General features: G+C 42.9%; 19 protein-coding genes and 1 tRNA gene. 14 read left to right on the forward strand and 6 right to left on the reverse strand.

The features are described 5' to 3' along the window. The first annotated feature begins 95 nt into the window (after positions 1 to 95). The 4 genes from ACRRSY_RS05685 to ACRRSY_RS05700 all read left to right on the forward strand — a co-directional run bounded on the left by ACRRSY_RS05685 (position 96) and on the right by ACRRSY_RS05700 (position 3,714). Complete coding sequence (locus ACRRSY_RS05685) at positions 96 to 1,976, forward strand: sensor domain-containing diguanylate cyclase (protein ID WP_432464517.1); 1,881 nt, start codon at positions 96 to 98, stop codon at positions 1,974 to 1,976. A 188-nt stretch (positions 1,977 to 2,164) separates the two neighbouring features. After that, positions 2,165 to 2,680 carry a GrpB family protein gene (locus ACRRSY_RS05690; RefSeq protein WP_432464708.1) on the forward strand — a complete coding sequence of 172 codons (516 nt, stop codon included), beginning with the start codon at positions 2,165 to 2,167 and terminating at the stop codon, positions 2,678 to 2,680. A gap of 93 nt (positions 2,681 to 2,773) precedes the next feature. Beyond that, positions 2,774 to 3,382 carry a MarC family protein gene (locus ACRRSY_RS05695; RefSeq protein WP_432454123.1) on the forward strand — a complete coding sequence of 203 codons (609 nt, stop codon included), beginning with the start codon at positions 2,774 to 2,776 and terminating at the stop codon, positions 3,380 to 3,382. A 256-nt stretch (positions 3,383 to 3,638) separates the two neighbouring features. Next, a tRNA-Phe gene (locus ACRRSY_RS05700) sits at positions 3,639 to 3,714 on the forward strand. 62 nt (positions 3,715 to 3,776) lie between these two features. Here ACRRSY_RS05700 and ACRRSY_RS05705 read toward each other — a convergent pair. After that, positions 3,777 to 4,340: a helix-turn-helix domain-containing protein gene (locus tag ACRRSY_RS05705; protein WP_432454122.1), complete on the reverse strand. Its 564-nt coding sequence runs from the start codon at positions 4,338 to 4,340 to the stop codon at positions 3,777 to 3,779. Positions 4,341 to 4,492: 152 nt separating this feature from the next. Here ACRRSY_RS05705 and ACRRSY_RS05710 point away from each other — a divergent pair, with 152 nt between their 5' ends. The 4 genes from ACRRSY_RS05710 (at position 4,493) to bfr (ACRRSY_RS05725) (ending at position 7,680) form a co-directional block, all read left to right on the forward strand. Then, positions 4,493 to 5,680, forward strand: a complete 1,188-nt coding sequence (locus ACRRSY_RS05710) for a benzoate/H(+) symporter BenE family transporter (protein ID WP_432464518.1) — start codon at positions 4,493 to 4,495, stop codon at positions 5,678 to 5,680. A 133-nt stretch (positions 5,681 to 5,813) separates the two neighbouring features. Continuing rightward, positions 5,814 to 6,506, forward strand: a complete 693-nt coding sequence (mtgA, locus tag ACRRSY_RS05715) for a monofunctional biosynthetic peptidoglycan transglycosylase (protein ID WP_432464519.1) — start codon at positions 5,814 to 5,816, stop codon at positions 6,504 to 6,506. A gap of 227 nt (positions 6,507 to 6,733) precedes the next feature. Further along, positions 6,734 to 7,213 carry a bacterioferritin gene (gene bfr, locus ACRRSY_RS05720; protein WP_432454119.1) on the forward strand — a complete coding sequence of 160 codons (480 nt, stop codon included), beginning with the start codon at positions 6,734 to 6,736 and terminating at the stop codon, positions 7,211 to 7,213. Beyond that, a complete protein-coding gene (gene bfr, locus ACRRSY_RS05725) occupies positions 7,213 to 7,680 on the forward strand; it encodes a bacterioferritin (protein ID WP_432454118.1) in 468 nt (155 codons plus the stop codon). The genes bfr (ACRRSY_RS05720) and bfr (ACRRSY_RS05725) overlap by 1 nt, the downstream gene beginning before the upstream one ends. Before the next feature lie 92 nt (positions 7,681 to 7,772). Here the strand turns inward: bfr (ACRRSY_RS05725) and ACRRSY_RS05730 are convergent, their stop codons facing one another. Together ACRRSY_RS05730 and ACRRSY_RS05735 are read right to left on the reverse strand one after the other, a co-directional pair. Further along, a complete protein-coding gene (locus tag ACRRSY_RS05730) occupies positions 7,773 to 8,438 on the reverse strand; it encodes an HAD family hydrolase (RefSeq protein WP_432458868.1) in 666 nt (221 codons plus the stop codon). Positions 8,439 to 8,549: 111 nt separating this feature from the next. After that, entirely contained in the window at positions 8,550 to 9,917 is a 1,368-nt protein-coding gene (locus tag ACRRSY_RS05735) for a pullulanase-associated domain-containing protein (RefSeq protein WP_432464520.1), read from the reverse strand. Between the two features lie 220 nt (positions 9,918 to 10,137). On the opposite strand from ACRRSY_RS05735, the gene ACRRSY_RS05740 reads away from it, so the two are divergent. Genes ACRRSY_RS05740 through ACRRSY_RS05750 form a run of 3 tightly spaced genes read left to right on the forward strand, consistent with a single transcriptional unit; the run spans position 10,138 to position 11,822 of the window. Then, on the forward strand, positions 10,138 to 11,181 hold the full coding sequence (locus ACRRSY_RS05740) for an NADP(H)-dependent aldo-keto reductase (protein WP_432454115.1): 1,044 nt from the start codon (positions 10,138 to 10,140) through the stop codon (positions 11,179 to 11,181). A 12-nt stretch (positions 11,182 to 11,193) separates the two neighbouring features. After that, on the forward strand, positions 11,194 to 11,607 hold the full coding sequence (locus ACRRSY_RS05745; protein ID WP_432464521.1) for a uracil-DNA glycosylase family protein: 414 nt from the start codon (positions 11,194 to 11,196) through the stop codon (positions 11,605 to 11,607). 32 nt (positions 11,608 to 11,639) lie between these two features. After that, entirely contained in the window at positions 11,640 to 11,822 is a 183-nt protein-coding gene (locus tag ACRRSY_RS05750) for a uracil-DNA glycosylase family protein (protein ID WP_432464522.1), read from the forward strand. Here the strand turns inward: ACRRSY_RS05750 and ACRRSY_RS05755 are convergent. Continuing rightward, a complete protein-coding gene (locus ACRRSY_RS05755) occupies positions 11,815 to 12,123 on the reverse strand; it encodes a 4a-hydroxytetrahydrobiopterin dehydratase (RefSeq protein WP_432454113.1) in 309 nt (102 codons plus the stop codon). The genes ACRRSY_RS05750 and ACRRSY_RS05755 overlap by 8 nt on opposite strands. Before the next feature lie 1,018 nt (positions 12,124 to 13,141). Here ACRRSY_RS05755 and ACRRSY_RS05760 point away from each other — a divergent pair. Next, on the forward strand, positions 13,142 to 15,340 hold the full coding sequence (locus ACRRSY_RS05760) for a malate synthase G (RefSeq protein WP_432464523.1): 2,199 nt from the start codon (positions 13,142 to 13,144) through the stop codon (positions 15,338 to 15,340). A gap of 245 nt (positions 15,341 to 15,585) precedes the next feature. On the opposite strand, the gene ACRRSY_RS05765 is transcribed toward ACRRSY_RS05760, so the two are convergent. Further along, positions 15,586 to 16,056 (reverse strand): WbuC family cupin fold metalloprotein, encoded by a 471-nt coding sequence (locus ACRRSY_RS05765; protein WP_432454111.1) that lies wholly within the window; start codon positions 16,054 to 16,056, stop codon positions 15,586 to 15,588. A 147-nt stretch (positions 16,057 to 16,203) separates the two neighbouring features. Here ACRRSY_RS05765 and ACRRSY_RS05770 point away from each other — a divergent pair, with 147 nt between their 5' ends. Further along, positions 16,204 to 16,620 carry a GFA family protein gene (locus ACRRSY_RS05770; protein ID WP_439033347.1) on the forward strand — a complete coding sequence of 139 codons (417 nt, stop codon included), beginning with the start codon at positions 16,204 to 16,206 and terminating at the stop codon, positions 16,618 to 16,620. A gap of 159 nt (positions 16,621 to 16,779) precedes the next feature. Next, positions 16,780 to 16,989 (forward strand): hypothetical protein, encoded by a 210-nt coding sequence (locus ACRRSY_RS05775; RefSeq protein WP_432454109.1) that lies wholly within the window; start codon positions 16,780 to 16,782, stop codon positions 16,987 to 16,989. Between the two features lie 10 nt (positions 16,990 to 16,999). Here ACRRSY_RS05775 and ACRRSY_RS05780 read toward each other — a convergent pair whose 3' ends face one another. Continuing rightward, on the reverse strand, positions 17,000 to 17,278 hold the full coding sequence (locus tag ACRRSY_RS05780; RefSeq protein ID WP_432454108.1) for a late competence development ComFB family protein: 279 nt from the start codon (positions 17,276 to 17,278) through the stop codon (positions 17,000 to 17,002). Positions 17,279 to 17,320: the final 42 nt, after the last annotated feature.

Here is a 17,320-nt window from a genome sequence, read left to right on the forward strand (position 1 = left end):
TGATAAATACCACAAATAAATCACCTATAAATGTTAGCTGAGTGTTTTTAAGGTATACAATTAGTATTTGGTAAGGGAATTTAAGGCGCTCGTCGATGCTCTTGAAAAAAAACAGCTTAAAATTTGGTCTCATGCGACTGATGAGCCGTAAAATTTATCTATTTTTTACGTTTTGCTTTTTATTTTTCGGTATTTTGGTTGCGTTATTTACGTCCTTAGTTAATTACCGTATGCAAGTGGTCAATATTGATAATGCACTTGCGCTTGGCTTTAAAAATGAGAAAGTTTCTAAAACTCATGTGTTAGAAGAGTTCTTAGCAGGGTTTGATGCGAGTTTGTCATCGATTGCTTCCAATCCTATCACCCAAAGATATATGGTTGAGCAAAGTGTGGTAAATATGACTGCACTTGAAGAATTTCTCCTGGGGATTATCGCTTCCAAACCAATATTCATGCAGCTCCGCTTGCTTGATCATAATGGGGTGGAAGTCGTTCGCCTCAATCAAGATGACCTTGGCAAGATCTCTTTCACTCCTCATTCTCAATTACAGAACAAATCACAGCGATACTATTTTCAAGAAGTCAGCAAGCTTAGCCAGAATCAACACTGGCATTCTAGAGTGGACTTAAACATGGAAAATGAGCAAGTTGAATTACCCTATCGTCCAACGATACGAGCAGCGACACCGCTCTATCAAGAAGGGGAATTTTTTGGAATGCTTATTATCAATGTTGATTTTTCAGAGGTATTGCAAACCTTGACAGATTCTAGTGAGTTTACAATTTTTGTTGTAGACAAAGAGGGGGACATTCTCTATCACCCAAATGCAGCGCTTGCTTGGAGTGCCTATATTCCAGGGCGAAAGTCATTTGATGAACTTTATTCAACATTTAATAACGGCATATATGAGATGAATATTGAAGCCATTATTAATAATAATGAAGGCTTAAAACTCGTTATGCTTCCTAAACAAGCCTTACTCGATGCGATGCATAGTAAAAATCAATATACGGCTTTAGTCATCGCAGGGATTGTGTTGCTAATTTCTTTTCCGCTGTCTTGGCTGGTGGCACTATTTCCTGCTCGTTTACAAAAACGCTTGTCTCAAACATTGGAAGCCTTGTTGCGTTCTGATCAGCTGTTGGATAAGCATGTGATTACCAGCCATACCGATGTGGAAGGCATCATTACAAAGGTGAGTGAACGGATGTGTTGTATCTCTGAGTACAGTAAGGAGGAATTGCTTGGAAGTACTCACAGTATGTTGAAGCATCCCGCGGTGAGTTCTGAAGTACATACAGAGTTATGGGGAGCGATAACCAAAGGTGAGGAGTGGCATGGTGAGCTTCGTGATTGTAAAAAAACTGGTGAAGAATATTGGCTGAATAGTAAGATTATGCCTGAGTACGATGAGGACCAGAAATTAATTGGTTATGCCCAAGTCGCCCAAGATATTACGTCTGAAAAAGTACTGGAGCGTTTATCGGTCACTGACCCACTGACTCAGCTTTTTAATCGACACAAATTGAATCAAGTGTTAGTTAAGGAGCTGGAGCGTTTTTATCGATACGACGAAGTATTTTCGGTGGTCATCATTGACCTCGACCATTTTAAGTCGATCAATGATACCTGGGGACATCAGGCAGGAGATGAAACTTTGGTGAAAGTGTCACAAAGGCTGAAAATGGTGACTAGAAAGGTTGATTATGTTGGTCGATGGGGGGGAGAAGAATTTTTAGTCATTAGCCCTTCGACCAAGCTTGATGGTGCTAAAATATTGGCTGAGAAGTTAAGAGTTGCTATTGAGGAACTTGATTTTTCTCATCAATACAAAGTGACTGCAAGCATGGGGGTTGCGGCATCACAAGAAAGCCAATCTGCAGAACAATTGGTGGCGAGTGCAGATAAGGCGCTTTATCAAGCAAAATCCTCTGGGCGAAATCGAGTGATAGTTGCTTCTATAGAAAATAGTTAGCGCTAAACCTGTCACCCGATAACTATTGTTGTCGCGATGCTTGATGGTTCAATTCAGTTCTCAGATTGTATCTGCAAAGTATTAGTGAATACACTTCTGTTGTCGCTCCTGTCCGCTCTTGTTTTGAATCAGGAGCTTGTGCATAGTGGTGCATTTGACCTCCCACTATGTTTGATGAGTTCACCGTGATGAATATTTTAAAATATGAAAAAATTAAAGCTGAATTTAAGCCTTGGACAGAAACTTACTTATTGATTGCCGAGTCACTGATTAGTTTGATACGCACTGAGCAGTTAGACGTAATACATATTGGTTCTACATCAGCGAAGGTCGGTGGAAAAGGAATCATCGATCTTTCCGTTCTTTATCCGGTTGGCAAATTAAGCATTGCTGTTGAACACCTGAAATTACTCGGTTTTCAAGACCAGGTCAGTGCTAAGCCATTTCCAGTTGAGCGTCCTCGGAAGGATGGGGCCGTAGTCTATAAAGGCCACAAATACTTTGTTCATGTACATGTAATTGAAGATGACTCAGAGGAGCATCACAAGCAGCTAAAATACAAACAATATATGCTTGCTAATCCATTAGCGCGATATGAGTATGAACAGTCAAAACAGGCGATTATTGCTACCGGAATCTCTGAACAAGAGGCTTATGGTAAATTAAAATCACCGTTTGTGAAGTCGGTTTTACAGCATTTATAAGTTTTTACCAATCGATGGACTGGCCCACGATTCAAATTCCCTGATTTAGCAACTGTTCACCACCCAAGAGCCATCTGCTTAGGAGAAAGGATTATGCAAGAGTTTATCGCGACGTTTATTTTCTTTTTTGCTGTAATCGACCCGATCGGGACCGTACCGGTTTTTATTTCGGTGACCAGCCCTTATGCAGAACAAGATAAACGAAAAATCGCTATAAGGGCCATTTTTATCTCTGCACTGATTTTGCTGTTTTTTGTGGTTGCGGGGGAAATCATTCTCACGGCGATTGAAATTCCTCTACCTGCGTTTCAAGTTGCTGGTGGGATTGTGCTTTTCTTATTCGCGCTTTCAATGATATTTGGAGAGAGTAAACCAGAAGAAGAACTTAAACTGGTTAATAAAATTACTGAAACTGCAGTTTTTCCTCTCGCGGTCCCTTCAATCGCAAGCCCTGGAGCAATGCTCGCTGCTGTATTGTTAACCGAAAACAGCCGCTATAATTTCTTTGAACAAGTTCAAACAGCGACCAGTATGTTGTGTGTATTACTGGTCGCTTTGTTATTGATGCTTGCGGCAAGCCCGATCCATCGTTTGATTGGAAATAGTGGCGCGAGCATTGTTAGTCGTGTAATGGGCCTGATATTAGCATCTGTTGCGGTCACCAATATTTTGTCTGGAATTAAGCTCTATTTCTCATTATAAATAACTCGAGGGTTAAGTGAGTCGGGGCCGTTAGCAAGCGACTATTGCGAGAGTAAAGCACTACGTGTAAATCTTTGGCAGTATGATTTGGTCATTAGATATCACCTTCCTTGGTAGAACTGACGCAAACCTGTTTCATCTCGCTGGGGAAAATTGCTGATTTTTTGCTAGCTTTGTTCGCTTTGTAGGCACTCAGCACCAATTTGAGAAAAAGCGGTTGACTTGTTTATGCTAAAAACGTTTAATAGCCGCCGTTGCCCGGATAGCTCAGTCGGTAGAGCAGAGGATTGAAAATCCTCGTGTCGGTGGTTCGATTCCGCCTCCGGGCACCACCTTTTAAAAAGCCTGCTTTTAGCAGGCTTTTTTCGTTTGAGAGCCTCGCTTTAAAGTAGTCTTAGCTCTGCGAGTAATGGATTAAATTGTGGAATACCGCTGGCTGTGGATTCAAATTGCGATAGCCGTGTTCTTTATCACCAGCAAAGCGCAGCGCTTGTCCCTCTGGTAGGGTTATCCATTGTCCCTCGACTAACACATCCATTTCCCCACGAATTACGATCAAATGCTCGCTGACGCCTGCTTCATGTGGCTCAGAAACTCGTTGATAACCGGGCAATAGTGTGAGTTCAAACATTTCAAAACCAAACCGTTGTTCAAAAGGAAATAAGGTCGCGACCAGCATATCGTCGGTTGCAGGTTGTTGGCGGAGTTGTTCTGCAATTCTTACGATAGTGCCCTGAGCTTCGTTTAAGTTGGGTTCTAAGAAGCTGGAGAGTGAGGTAGAAAATCCACTGGCGATTTTCCAGAGAGTCGCAACCGTAGGGCTAGACTCGCCCCGCTCAATCTGACCCAGCATCGCTTTACTGACGCCGGTTTTTTGAGCTGCCTGAGTTAAACTCCAATTTTTCTGTTGACGCTTGTGCTTGAGTACTTCCGCTAAATACTGATTGACGGCTTGCAAATTAGTCCCTTCATTAACGCAAATTTATTATTGTATGTTATAGCGCACAAATGTTAGGCTTGTCTATGTTGTGCGTTATAACGCACAAATGTTAGGTTCGTCTATGTTGTATGTTATAACGCACAAAACTCATGTTTAGGGAGTGATATGAGATGAATGAAGTATTTAAGGTATCACGGATTTCTGCGGGATTTATCGCGGTGTTAGTTGGATATACCAGTTCGGCGGTGATTATTTTTCAAGCTGCTGCTGCGGTGGGGGCGAGTGAGCAGCAAATTAGTTCTTGGTTATGGGCTCTTGGCTTGGGGATGGGCTTAAGTAGCATTGGTTTATCTTTCTATTATAAGCAACCGATCCTTACTGCTTGGTCTACTCCGGGAGCCGCCTTACTGGTGACTAGTCTGTCTGGTTTGTCGATGCAACAAGCCGTTGGTGCATTCTTGTTTAGCTCTTTGTTGATTAGCCTATGTGGTATCAGTGGCTTGATTGATAAACTCATCCGTTGGATCCCTCAGTCTTTAGCTGCGGCCATGTTAGCCGGTGTCTTACTACCTTTTTGTTTACGATTATTCAGCGCTTTGCAAAGCCAAAGCTTGTTGGTCGCAAGTATGCTTGTTTGTTATCTCATCGGTCGTCACTTGGTGGCTCGTTATGTGATGTTATTGACCTTAACTGCGGGTTGCCTGAGCGCTTATAGCCTAGGCTTACTTGAACTGGGTTCGGTGAGTTTTCAATTGGCAAGTCCACAATGGGTGACGCCCGAATTTTCAATGCAGGCACTTGTTGGTGTGGGGCTTCCTTTATTTATTGTCACTATGGCGTCGCAAAATATGCCGGGGATCGCAGCGCTGCATGGCAATGGTTATCGGCCTCCAGTTTCACCGTTGATTAGCTGGACGGGTTTCACTGGGTTATTGTTGGCACCTTTTGGCGGATTTGCCTTTAATCTAGCGGCGATTACGGCAGCTATTTGTATGGGAAAGGAAGCTGATGTTGATCCGAGTAAACGTTATTGGGCTTCTATATGGGCGGGTTGTTTTTATATTTTGATTGGTTTGATGGGCGCGACTGTGGTGAGTCTATTTTCGGCCTTTCCTCAAGCCTTAGTCGCTGCCATTGCTGGGCTCGCCTTATTAAGTACGGTGGCAAATAGTTTGCTTGCCGCGCTAGTGGATGTGCGTGGTCGAGAGGCCGCGATGATGACTTTTTTAGTCACTACTTCGGGGATTAATTTGTTGGGGATTGGCAGTGCGTTTTGGGGTTTAAGCCTTGGTTTATTGGTTCATTATTTAGCCGAGTACTGGTCTAAAAGACAGCAAAGACCTAAACACAGCCACTAAATAAGGTGAAGGCATATGAGGGCTTTGCATAGATCCACTGCAGGGAGTGATATCTTGTCTAATGAATGAGTCCTTCATTTTGCGAGTAAATTTATCTAAAGTGGTTGTTTTAAGCTGATCGCTAAGGAATGTGATGCTAGGTCGCATTGGTGCAAAGCTCTTGGGCTTATTGTTGGTTCTAACAATGATGGTGGAGCTGATGGTTCTCGGTTTACGCTGGATTGATCCGCCGATATGGGCATGGCGGATCCACCGTAGTATTTATCCCCCCGTGAGTTACCCACAGAAAGTTGCTCATCAGTGGTCACCGATCAATCGTATCTCTCCTTATATGAGCTTAGCGGTGGTCGCAGCGGAAGATCAGCGTTTCCCGTTGCATTGGGGTTTAGACTTTGCCGCGATCTGGCAAGCTTATCAAGATAATCATCGGGGGCAGAGTCTACGTGGGGCGAGCACAATTACCCAGCAAACGGCTAAGAATTTATATTTATGGCCGACTCAGAGTTATTGGCGCAAGGCTATAGAAGCGGGACTGAGTCTATTACTGGAGGCCAATTTAAGTAAGACCAGGATCCTGGAGATTTATTTGAATATTGTTGAATTCGGCCCAGGGATCTATGGTGTCGAAGCCGCGAGTCAACAGTACTTTAAACGCTCTGCAGCCGATTTAACCGTGGAACAGTCGGCTAGCTTAGCGGCGCTTTTACCCAGCCCTTATCGTTATCACCTATGGCCAAGAACCGCTTATATAAACCAGCGAGTGAAGTGGATTAGTCAACAAATGCGGCAACTTGGCAGCCATTATCTACAGTTATCTTCAAATTGATGTCATTCCAGACTTTGGGTGCGAGGCCTTTGCGTTTTACCTCCAGCGCATGAACCGTTTTGGCCGTTTCACGGCGAACAAATATTGAACTATACGAATGCAATTACAAACAGCAATCATTCTTATTAATCGGTTGTAAGTTAATGAAATGTAAAAAATAATGTGCGAATTCTTGGTTCAAGGTATATACTCAATGGCTAATGAATATCTAAGTATGGAAGGCCTTTATGAAGTCAGATCCTAAGATAATTGCCTTGTTAAACAAGGTGCTAGTTTCGGAGCTAACCTCGATTAATCAGTATTTTTTGCATGCTCGAATGTACCGGAACTGGGGCTTCGAGTTGCTCAATCAGCGCAATTATAAGAAGTCTATTAAAGACATGAAGCAGGCGGATAAGTTGATGGAACGAATTTTGTTTCTCGAAGGCTTACCGCATGCACATATGTTGGGTAGCTTACGCATTGGCGAAGCCGTTGAAGAAATGCTGCAATGCGATATAGATTTTCAGCTGGAGCAGTTGCCGATCCTTAAAGATGCGATTAGCCAATGTGAGTTGGCGAAAGACTACGTAAGCCGTGATTTATTGGAAGAGATTTTGAATTTCGAAGAAGATCATATTGATTGGATCGAAACGCAACAATATCAAATTGAAAAGATGGGCCTCGAGAATTATTTGGCGGCGCAAATTAGCGAAGGAGACGACTAATGAAGGGTGATAGTGACGTAATTGATGCTCTAAATCGTTTATTAATGAATGAGCTGACTGCGATGGACCAATATTTTATTCATTCTAGGATGTATGAAGATTGGGGAATTAATAAACTGTTCGAACGCATTGACCACGAATATGATGATGAAAAAGGACATGCTTCTTTATTGATTCAACGTATTTTGTTTCTAGAGGGGACGCCTGATTTAAGTCAACGCGAACCATTACGAGTAGGGAAAGATGTCCCAAGCATGCTAGAAAACGACCTTAAAGTGGAATATGAAGTCGATGCGATGCTCAAAGAAACCATGGCCTTATGTGAGCTTAAAAAAGACTATGTGACGCGTAATATGCTACAAGCCCTGATCGATGATACCGAAATGGATCATGCTTATTGGTTGGAACAACAATTGGGTCTTATTAAGAAAATTGGCCTTGAAAATTATATTCAGAGTCAACTTTAAAAGCCCGCATCAGAACAAAAACGAAAGCCTAGCTTTCGTTTTTAACTTAAACTCAGAATCTCGAAAGCACGACAAGTTATCCTTCATTCGTTTTATTGATGGCTGATTTGCCAGTTGATTTCCGGCCAGCCTTTACTTTTGGCTACGGCCTGAAGCTTAGGACAAGGATTGACTACATAAGGCTTATCTACGTACTCTAATAAGGCTTGATCGTTGATTGAGTCGGAGTAGAAGTGTAGCGTTCGATATTTTTCGGTTCGGGTTTGTAGCCACTGTTGTAAACGTGTTATTTTCCCTTCTCGGAAGCTGGCGACTCCTTTTATGCTTGGAGTATAACACTGGTTGACTTGTTCAAGATCGACACCGAGATGATATTTGATGTGTAGTTGTTGTGCTATTTCTTTCACGATAAAGCTTAATGTGGCAGAGATGAGTAATATCGTTTGTTGGCGATGGCTTAAGTCACTAATCAGTCGTTTGGCTTCGGGGTAAATAATTTGTGGAATGTACTGTTTCACGAATATTTTGACTAATGTTTCGACATCTTGGTGATGGAGTCTCTGGATAGGCTTTAGACTAAAGGCAATATACTGTTCAAGTTTTAATTCCCCTTTGGCATATAGCTGCATCATCGCGATATCTTTGCTTAAGAAGTCCTTGTCTGTGACGATTTCTGAATTGACTAAAAATTGATGCCATAACATGCCACTATCGCCTGCAATCAAAGTTTCATCTAGATCGAATATATGCAGTTCCATTCCACTCTCATGATGTAAGGGTTGAGAGCTAATCATAGAGCCTGTGCTTCGCTTGTTCCAAGTCTTTCTACTATTGGGTGAAGAAAAGGCCAGCAGGCTGGCCTAAATGTTTTAAGCGGTATCTTTTCTTAAGTTGTGAGGTAAGCCGTCGGGCAGAGGGGCCCAAGTTTGTTGTTTCGCTTCGGCGTGCAGCACTTTGCGTAGTTTTTCGTTGGCTGCTGCTGCGTAGATTTTTTCGGTTTTAATTTCGTCTTCTTTAAGCTTTAAGCGTTCTTCCATTTTTAATTGTTGCTCTTTGTAACGTTTGCTCATACTAAGGAAAATAAAGGTGATGGTAATGATTAAGGTGGCAACGATGGCTGCAAATAACCACCAAGTGCTTTCATTGGCCTGATTTGGTATTGGGCTATCTGAATTTTGAATTAATTCTACAATATGAGAGCTGAGCTTCGCGTTTTGTTGCTGTAATTCATCTCGTTCGCTTTGTAACTGAGGGAGTTGTTGCTGTAAATTTTGCAGCAGTTGAGCATCACTATTATTTTGATTGAGATCGTTTTGTAATCCTAGTAATTGCTTATTTAACTCGCTTAATTGTTGTTCCAATTGTTGATTACGTTTAATTAGTTGCTGCTCTGCTGGGTTGTTTTCGCGAGTTTTCGTTTGTCGAAGTAAGCCTTGATTTGAAGCGGTTAATGTTCTGTTTTCATTGCTTATTTTGTCATTGAGTTGCAGTAGTTTTTGATAATCTAGAAGTTTTTGATTGAGATTATTTTGCAAACGCTGATTGATATTTTGGCTGCTATTGAGAGCCGATTGTAGTTTGCTAATGGTTTTGTTTTTCTTATTAATATTGTCTTTTAATATCGTTAAAGAATGCTGAATATCGGATTTTTCTGAGGCATTTTCAGCGGTCGCTGTTGTGACGATGTTTTTGGCGACTGTGGTTTTGTTGGTCTTCACTTCCGCTGAATTAACCATCGCTTGGGGGACGGGAAGCATCAGCTGAGGGCTTGCGGCCACCGATTTTACTTTTCTACTGGGGCTAACAGTCGCGACATTATCATATTGCTCCGGTAGGGAACGATAAACTTTAGGATCGTTTTCGACCAACCATATATTGAATCCCTGTTTGTTTTTAATCCACTTCCATTCTGTAATCCCCATATGATGGGATTTACCATTGGTGACAGTATAGGAGAACTGTTTGGCATCGCTTTTAACTGGGATCGTAAATACGACACCAAAATTGTCGAATTTATCCGGCATGAGTGGCTGGTTTGGCGAGGTTCCTTGGCGTAGTCGAAAATCGGTTTTGGCTGGTACAATTTTGCCATTAACCATTTCTTTACCAGCCCAGATATGCAGGCCCCATCCGTCGTAATTATTGCTGATACTCTTATAATGTATGGTTACATCAGCTGCGCTGGCTGCGGCACTTATACTCCACAATAGTGCAATGAGTAGGGATCCTTTCTTCACAATTACTCCATGAACTTGTTTTAAGTCGTACCGTTTTATAATAACTAAAAAATTAATATGGAAGTATCCGATAGATCACCAATATGATCTTAATATTTATAGAAAAATAGATTTAGCTCAACAAATGATTCACAACTATTGATTAATCAGTCATATTTTACTCTTCGCTGGGATTGGCGTTAACATGGTATTTTGAGGTGACGGGTTTGAGGATATAAATATGAGATATCGGCGTTTGGGTAGTTCCCATTTAGAGGTGAGTGAAATTTGTTTAGGAACGATGACTTGGGGCGAACAAAATACTCAGGCCGAAGCCTTTGCTCAGTTGGACTATGCGCTTGGTAAGGGCGTTAATTTTATCGATACCGCCGAGATGTATCCAGTACCTCCTCGAGAAAATAGCCAGGGAGATACCGAAACCATCATCGGAAACTATCTGAAATTGCGTGATAATCGTGATGAGGTGGTGTTAGCCTCGAAAGTGGCTGCGCCCTCTAAGTCTGATCGCGGGGGGTATATTCGCCCGGATATGTCCTTGAACTGGAATAGTATCCATCAGGCGGTTGAGGATTCGTTAAGTCGTTTGCAAACTGATTATTTGGATCTGTACCAAGTACATTGGCCGGATAGAGCAAGTAACTTCTTTGGTCAGCTTAATTACCAACATCAAGAAGGAATGCCACAAACGCCGATTATTGAAACGCTTGAGGCATTGGCCGATTTAGTCAAATCAGGAAAAGTTCGTTATATCGGCATCTCTAATGAAACGCCTTGGGGGATGATGCGTTATTTGCAATTGGCCGAGAAACACAACTTACCAAAGATTATATCAATCCAAAATCCTTACAATTTATTAAATCGAAGCTATGAAGTGGGCTTGGCCGAGATCTCTCATCGGGAAAATGTCCCTTTATTGGCGTACTCGCCTTTGGCCTTTGGGGCCTTGTCAGGCAAGTATCTAAACAATCAATGGCCGGAAGGCGCTCGTTTAACCTTATATAAACGTTTTGCTCGTTATGGTTCCGAAGTTGCGCATAAGGCGATTCAAGCTTATGTTGATTTGGCGCAAGAGTTTGGACTTAGCCCTGTGCAGCTTGCGCTAGCCTTTGTGAATCAGCGGAGTTTTGTTGGCTCGAATATTATTGGGGCTACCTCACTGGAGCAACTTAAAGAGAACTTAATGAGTGTTGAACTGGTGATCTCCGAAGAACTTGAGGCGCGCTTGCAGTATTTAGGGGATGAATATCGGCTCCCTTGTCCTTAGGTGCTCAGATCAATGACTGCTGATCATCAGACTCAATCTCTAACAAAATTGTTAAGTGATATTCGTGCATGCCGTTTGTGCCAAGCTCAATTGGTACCTCGGCCAGTGATCCAAGCGAGTGTAGATGCGCGGTTGCTGATCATTGGTCAAGCACCGGGGAGCAAAGTCCATCAAACTGGGGTTCCTTGGGATGATGCGAGTGGCAAGCGATTGCGGCAGTGGCTGGGTATTAGTGAGCAAATATTTTATGATCCGCATTGCGTTGCAATTGTACCTTGTGCGTTTTGTTATCCCGGTAAAGGAACACAAGGCGACTTGCCACCGCCAGTGGTTTGTTATGAACAATGGCATACCGCCATTATGGCGAGCTTAACTAAAGTTGAAATGACCTTGTTGGTGGGCGCTATGCCCAGGCTCGCTATTTAGTCAGACCAACCCAATCAAATTTAACCGAGAATGTGGCGAACTATTCTGAGCATAGCATGAAGGGTTATTGGCCTTTACCTCATCCTTCTCCGCGTAATCGGCATTGGTTGCGCAACAACCCATGGTTTGAACAGCGTTTGCTCCCAGAGCTTCAACAAGCGGTTCGCAGGATATTTAGCGATGATGGAATATCATCCTCAAACAACCTCACTTGACTGAATAATACTGGGTGAATAGTTGTTCAATGAGTTTGGCTAACTTGAAATCACGATCACTGACCCCTTTACATTCGTGGGTTGTGAGGCGAATATTGACTCGGTTGTAGGTATTGCTCCAGTTGGGATGATGCTGTTGTTGTTCTGCGTAATTGGCCACTCGGCTCATAAACTCAAATGCTTCAATAAAATTTTTAAATTGATAGTCTTTGCTAATAAAACCTTCTTTATATTGCCAATTGGGCAGGTTTTTTAATCCCACTATGATTGCTGGTTTACTTAAGGGTTTGACGGTATTCATTTTGCTTCTCACAAACAGCAGAACCTAATTTAGCTTAGCTCAGCTGAGCCGAGGCGGTAAGTCAGCTTGACCAATCGTGGCAATAAACAGCTCGATAGTTGTAGGCTTCCCGTATATACCCAATGTTCGCTCCCTAAAAAGGGCCATCCGCAGTGAGTGAGCCATCGGTTTTGACAGGCAGCTGCATCATGCTAGTTTTGTGGTGTCTTGCCTGTTGTATCGAAAGTAAGCGTTGAGCGCCAATAATTATCGGTTGAGATGGTATTGGGTGATTTCTCGTGGAGTGTCTATTTGGATGCTTGCTCCAATCTCTTTCAATTAAGCAAATTGAGCACAAAATTACTGACATAATGATGGTTAGTAGCTTGGGCTTGGTGAACCATACTTCAATCCAGCTTTGGTAAACCAAGCCAAGTCGCAGAAAGCTGAAGCGTATTGGTAAATAATTAAGATGGTAGAGTATTGGGTATTCACGAGCAAATTCAGGTGCAGTTGTCATTGCCAAATGGCCATGCCACATTGACTCATAAAGTTTGCCACATTCGTGAGCTGGCAAAGCGCAGTCCGCTGCTACAATTCGTTTACTACAATGATGTGCCATAAGTATCCCTCACATGACTAAGAGATGCTTACCCAGCGGTGTGGCTGAGCAGATAAGGTTACGCTGGGCTTTGAGTTAAACCGGGTCGCGGTGATGGAATGTCGAGTCGTTACTTATTGCACTAAAGATGTTTTTACTTAATAAAATCATATTATTAGTATTTGTTGTTTAGTATTGTAAACAGCTCATAGCGAGTTGATTTAAACGAGTGTTTGAAAAAGATTGGTGAAACGCTGTATTATGGTGCATACGACATTTGGCTGATTGTTATGTTGTTTCTTTTTATGGGATGATACTTATTCGAATATGTAAATTTGCTATGAGATAGAAGCAAGGTTGAACAAGGTCACAATAACTAAACGCTAAGCATGAGCTAACGCGAAATAAATTATAACTATAAATTTAAGGGAGCATTTGATGGATACGCAAATCAACAAGGAATCGAACTACCTTCCGCTCGAACATTTCAAAGTATCGAATTTACTTTACCAATTTATCAATCAGCAAGTATTGCCCGGGACGGGAGTCGAACAAGCAGATTTTTGGCCTAAACTCGAACAATATTTACAGCAGTTCATTCCTCGTAATCGGCAGTTACTGAGCAAGCGTGAGCATTTACAATCCCAGATTGATCTGTGGCATCAGCAACATCCCGCGCCCATTGATGCCGAGTCTTATCAGCAGTTCCTTAAAGATATCGGTTATTTGGTTGAAGTCCCTCAAGCGGTGAGCTTGGATACCAACAAAGTGGACCCCGAGTTGGCGGTATTAGCTGGCCCGCAGTTAGTGGTTCCGGTGATGAATGCACGTTACGCCTTGAATGCGGCGAATGCTCGCTGGGGCAGTTTATACGACGCTTTATATGGGACCGATGTGATTTCACAAGAGGGAACATTAGCGCCGACTCAGCAATATAATCCAGAACGGGGGGCGGCGGTTATTGCCTATGGTCGCGCCTTGCTCGATAAGTTTTGCCCCTTAACGCACGGTAGTCATGCCAACGCTTGTAAATACAGCGTGTTAGCGGGTGGATTGTTGGTAAGATTAAGTGATGGTTCAAATACCACCTTAGCTGAAGCCGCTCAATTGGCTGGCTATCAAGGCGAGGCCGAAGCCCCTAGTGCGATCTTGCTTAAACACCACGGTTTGCATCTTGAAATTCAGTTTGATGGCGAGCATTTGATTGGTTCTAGCGATAATGCGTCAATCAAAGATATTGTATTAGAAGCGGCTTTAACCACTATTATGGACTGTGAAGACTCGATTGCTGCGGTTGACGCGGAAGATAAAGTTGCGGTGTACCGTAATTGGTTAGGTTTAATGCAAGGTAGCTTGAGTGAGCAACTGGTTAAAAACGGGGAAACGATTACTCGCTCATTGAATGCAAATCGTCATTACCTTAATCCGCAGGGACATGGTTTTAGCCTGAGTGGTCGCTCCCTGATGTTTGTGCGTAATGTTGGGCACTTAATGAATAGTGACCTGATACTCGATAGCGAAGGTAATCAAGTGCCTGAAGGTTTGCTAGATGCGGTATTTACCAGCTTAATTGCCAAGCACGACTTGCTCGGCAATAGCCCTTATCGAAATTCCAGAGAAGGGTCGATTTATATCGTCAAACCGAAGATGCATGGCCCTGAAGAAGTTGCCTTTAGCAATCAGTTATTTGCCGCTGTAGAAGAATTACTCGGCCTCGCAGAGAATACTATTAAACTTGGTATTATGGATGAAGAACGCCGTACCAGTGTGAATTTAAAGGCTTGTATTGCTGAAGCGAAGCAACGAGTTGTGTTTATTAATACTGGCTTCTTGGACCGAACTGGTGATGAGATCCACACCAGTATGTGCGCAGGTGTGATGGTGCCAAAAGGAGAGATTAAAGAAAGCCAGTGGATCAAGGATTACGAGCTGAGCAATGTTGAAACTGGTTTAAGTTGTGGCTTAAAAGGTAAGGCGCAAATCGGTAAGGGAATGTGGGCGATGCCAGAAATGATGGCCGATATGATGCAGGCAAAAGTCGCTCACCCTAAAAGTGGTGCGAGTACGGCATGGGTTCCTTCTCCAACCGCCGCAACTTTACATGCGATCCATTATCATCAAGTGGAAGTGTTTGGGATCCAACAGCAATTGCTCGAGCAATTGAGTGAGCATTGTGAGCCGCGTTTGGCTGGGTTATTAACGCCACCTTTGGCGGTGAATACCGATTGGACTGAACAGCAGCTAGTGGATGAACTGGATAATAATATTCAGGGTATTTTAGGTTATGTGGTGCGCTGGGTTGAGCAAGGTGTAGGTTGTTCTAAGGTCCCCGACATTAATGGCGTGGGTTTAATGGAAGACCGGGCCACCTTGCGTATATCCAGCCAGCATGTGGCGAACTGGTTGAAACATGGCGTTGTAAGTGAAAATTTGGTGATGCAACGCTTTGAAGCTATTGCTGCTTTAGTCGATCAGCAAAATAGTGATGATCCTGCGTATCTTCCCATGATCGGTCGCTTGACCAGCAGTTGTGCCTATTTGGCTGCGCTTGATTTAGTCTTTAAAGGCTGCGAGCAACCCAGTGGCTATACTGAGCCGTTATTACATGCTTGGCGAGTTAAGTTTAAAGCGAGCTAATGTTATGTGAAAACGCCCTCATTGAGGGCGTTTTTGGTTTTGCTGCTTGCATTGTTTTTCTAGGTACAATCAGAGAGTAAAAGTCTAAACCGATGACAATACGATAGTTACTTTTCTGGATTTATCTGATTTCCCGCGCTCTCATCACTGGCATTTATCATTCATCCTATGCCTGCATATCAACCATAATTCAGCACCAAGTGTTTAATTTTAATGCCGATAATTAGGCAATATAAAGCTGATATTTATTCGACTTGAGCGGTGCGCATCCAATCTCGATAGTGACTGGCTTTGGGATCACTCTCTGCGGGAGACCAAGGGGCGAAATCTTCATCGGGAGTTGGTTGATAGGCTCCTTCTTTGATTTCCAGTCCAATAGTCCCTGTTTGCATGCAAGCATAGCCGTGCCAGGTGAGTGGTGGTATTTCAATAGCGCGATTGGTTGCAGGAGATAAGCTATGGCGTTCGGTCAATTTGCCTTGTTCATTAAAGATGAGTAAATCGAGTTGGCCTTGTAAAACCAAGAATAGTTCCCACTTATGGGCTTCACTATGCCGATGAGGACGCATATAGGTATTGGGTTCAGTTGCGATAAACAAGCGTTGTACCATGGCATCATGAGACGGGTGCAGGTTATGATGACTGCGTTGGCGTGGTGCTGCTTTAGCTTGTTCGCTAAAGTTGGCAAAATCTTGCCCATTAACTATTTTTAACATCTAAAATTTACCCTTATGCCGTCGTATGCAAGGCTTGTGAAAAAGTGATAGTTTACTGACTAATGGTTACACATTCTATGAGTGAGTCCAACTGAGCAGATGCTTGCTATGTGTTTTGGTTAATATCAATGATAAATGAAGGAGTAAATGATGAGTCCATATCTCGGTCAATGTTTGTGTGGTGGTATCCGTTATCAAGTGGATCAAATTGAGCCCCAAATGGGGCATTGCCATTGTGGTATGTGTCGTAAGTTTCACGGCGCAGCTTACGCCACTTATGGTGAAGCAAAACAAGAACATTTTCATTGGCTCAGCGGCCAAGATCTATTGCGTCAATTTAAAGCGGATAATGGGACCACCCGGCAGTTTTGTGGGCGTTGCGGCTCGAGCCTTACGTTTGCTCCGGCTAACGATAACGGCAAATTAGTCGAGTTTAGTCTCGGTACGCTTGATAGTGATATTGATGAAGCGCCAGATGCACATATTTATACGGCTTATAAAGCGAACTGGAGTCAGATTAGTGATGACTTGCCACAATACCCAGAGGGAAGAGAAGATAACTGATCGTTTCTGGGGCTGATTAAAAGCAGAGCTAGATAAACTCAGTGATTCAACCAGTGTGATGGCTCAAGTCTCAGCAATAAAGTACGGCTATCAAAAAACCGTTTGCATCGAACTCTGCTTATCTCTAAGGTTGGGGGGTATCGCAAAGAGAAGTAAAGAATGTCTGGATTTAAAGAGCTTAACAAACGTAGTGCAAATTCCTATCAGCAGCAGCGTCAGCTGATCAAACAAGTGTTAGCTGGCAAGGCAAAAACTTGTGAGCAGTGTCGGCAGCCTTTATATCTAGTTTTACCGAGCCAATCGCAGACCCAAGCCTCTGGTATTTATTGTGCTAAGGACTGCACTCATATTGAACTGGAGATCTGTTGAGTTTCTACCGTTAGTCGCGAGAACCTTGGCGGCGGTCTTGCTTCAAGTATATTAAGCCTTCTTCAATCGCTAACTTGGTTTTCTCTATTAACTGAGCCCGTTCCTCATCGCTTATCGCGCTAAGCACATCCACATTATGGCGGATATAGCGAGGGGGAAGACGGTTTAATACCAAGCAACATAAATCCTGCAAACGCTCTGGATCACAACGATTCTCGACATCTAAAGCGATCAATTGTTCGCCTAAGAGAAACTCAGTGAAATTATGAACTTCCTCTGATATACGCATAAAAATTCCCTTAAATTAAGTCCTTATGTTCAGGTTAGATAA

This window comes from Agarivorans sp. QJM3NY_33 (assembly GCF_050870865.2).
In the GTDB taxonomy this organism is placed as follows: Bacteria; Pseudomonadota; Gammaproteobacteria; order Enterobacterales; family Celerinatantimonadaceae; genus Agarivorans.

Excerpts from the sequence above, each read along its gene's own strand:
- ACRRSY_RS05685 (WP_432464517.1), top strand. The coding sequence starts at position 96 with ATGCTCTTGAAAAAAAACAGCTTAAAATTTGGTCTCATGCGACTGATG.
- ACRRSY_RS05690 (WP_432464708.1), top strand. The coding sequence starts at position 2,165 with ATGAATATTTTAAAATATGAAAAAATTAAAGCTGAATTTAAGCCTTGG.
- ACRRSY_RS05695 (WP_432454123.1), top strand. The coding sequence starts at position 2,774 with ATGCAAGAGTTTATCGCGACGTTTATTTTCTTTTTTGCTGTAATCGAC.
- ACRRSY_RS05710 (WP_432464518.1), top strand. The coding sequence starts at position 4,493 with ATGAATGAAGTATTTAAGGTATCACGGATTTCTGCGGGATTTATCGCG.
- mtgA (WP_432464519.1), top strand. The coding sequence starts at position 5,814 with ATGCTAGGTCGCATTGGTGCAAAGCTCTTGGGCTTATTGTTGGTTCTA.
- bfr (WP_432454119.1), top strand. The coding sequence starts at position 6,734 with ATGAAGTCAGATCCTAAGATAATTGCCTTGTTAAACAAGGTGCTAGTT.
- bfr (WP_432454118.1), top strand. The coding sequence starts at position 7,213 with ATGAAGGGTGATAGTGACGTAATTGATGCTCTAAATCGTTTATTAATG.
- ACRRSY_RS05730 (WP_432458868.1), bottom strand. The coding sequence starts at position 8,438 with ATGGAACTGCATATATTCGATCTAGATGAAACTTTGATTGCAGGCGAT.
- ACRRSY_RS05740 (WP_432454115.1), top strand. The coding sequence starts at position 10,138 with ATGAGATATCGGCGTTTGGGTAGTTCCCATTTAGAGGTGAGTGAAATT.
- ACRRSY_RS05745 (WP_432464521.1), top strand. The coding sequence starts at position 11,194 with ATGACTGCTGATCATCAGACTCAATCTCTAACAAAATTGTTAAGTGAT.
- ACRRSY_RS05755 (WP_432454113.1), bottom strand. The coding sequence starts at position 12,123 with ATGAATACCGTCAAACCCTTAAGTAAACCAGCAATCATAGTGGGATTA.
- ACRRSY_RS05760 (WP_432464523.1), top strand. The coding sequence starts at position 13,142 with ATGGATACGCAAATCAACAAGGAATCGAACTACCTTCCGCTCGAACAT.
- ACRRSY_RS05765 (WP_432454111.1), bottom strand. The coding sequence starts at position 16,056 with ATGTTAAAAATAGTTAATGGGCAAGATTTTGCCAACTTTAGCGAACAA.
- ACRRSY_RS05770 (WP_439033347.1), top strand. The coding sequence starts at position 16,204 with ATGATGAGTCCATATCTCGGTCAATGTTTGTGTGGTGGTATCCGTTAT.
- ACRRSY_RS05775 (WP_432454109.1), top strand. The coding sequence starts at position 16,780 with ATGTCTGGATTTAAAGAGCTTAACAAACGTAGTGCAAATTCCTATCAG.
- ACRRSY_RS05780 (WP_432454108.1), bottom strand. The coding sequence starts at position 17,278 with ATGCGTATATCAGAGGAAGTTCATAATTTCACTGAGTTTCTCTTAGGC.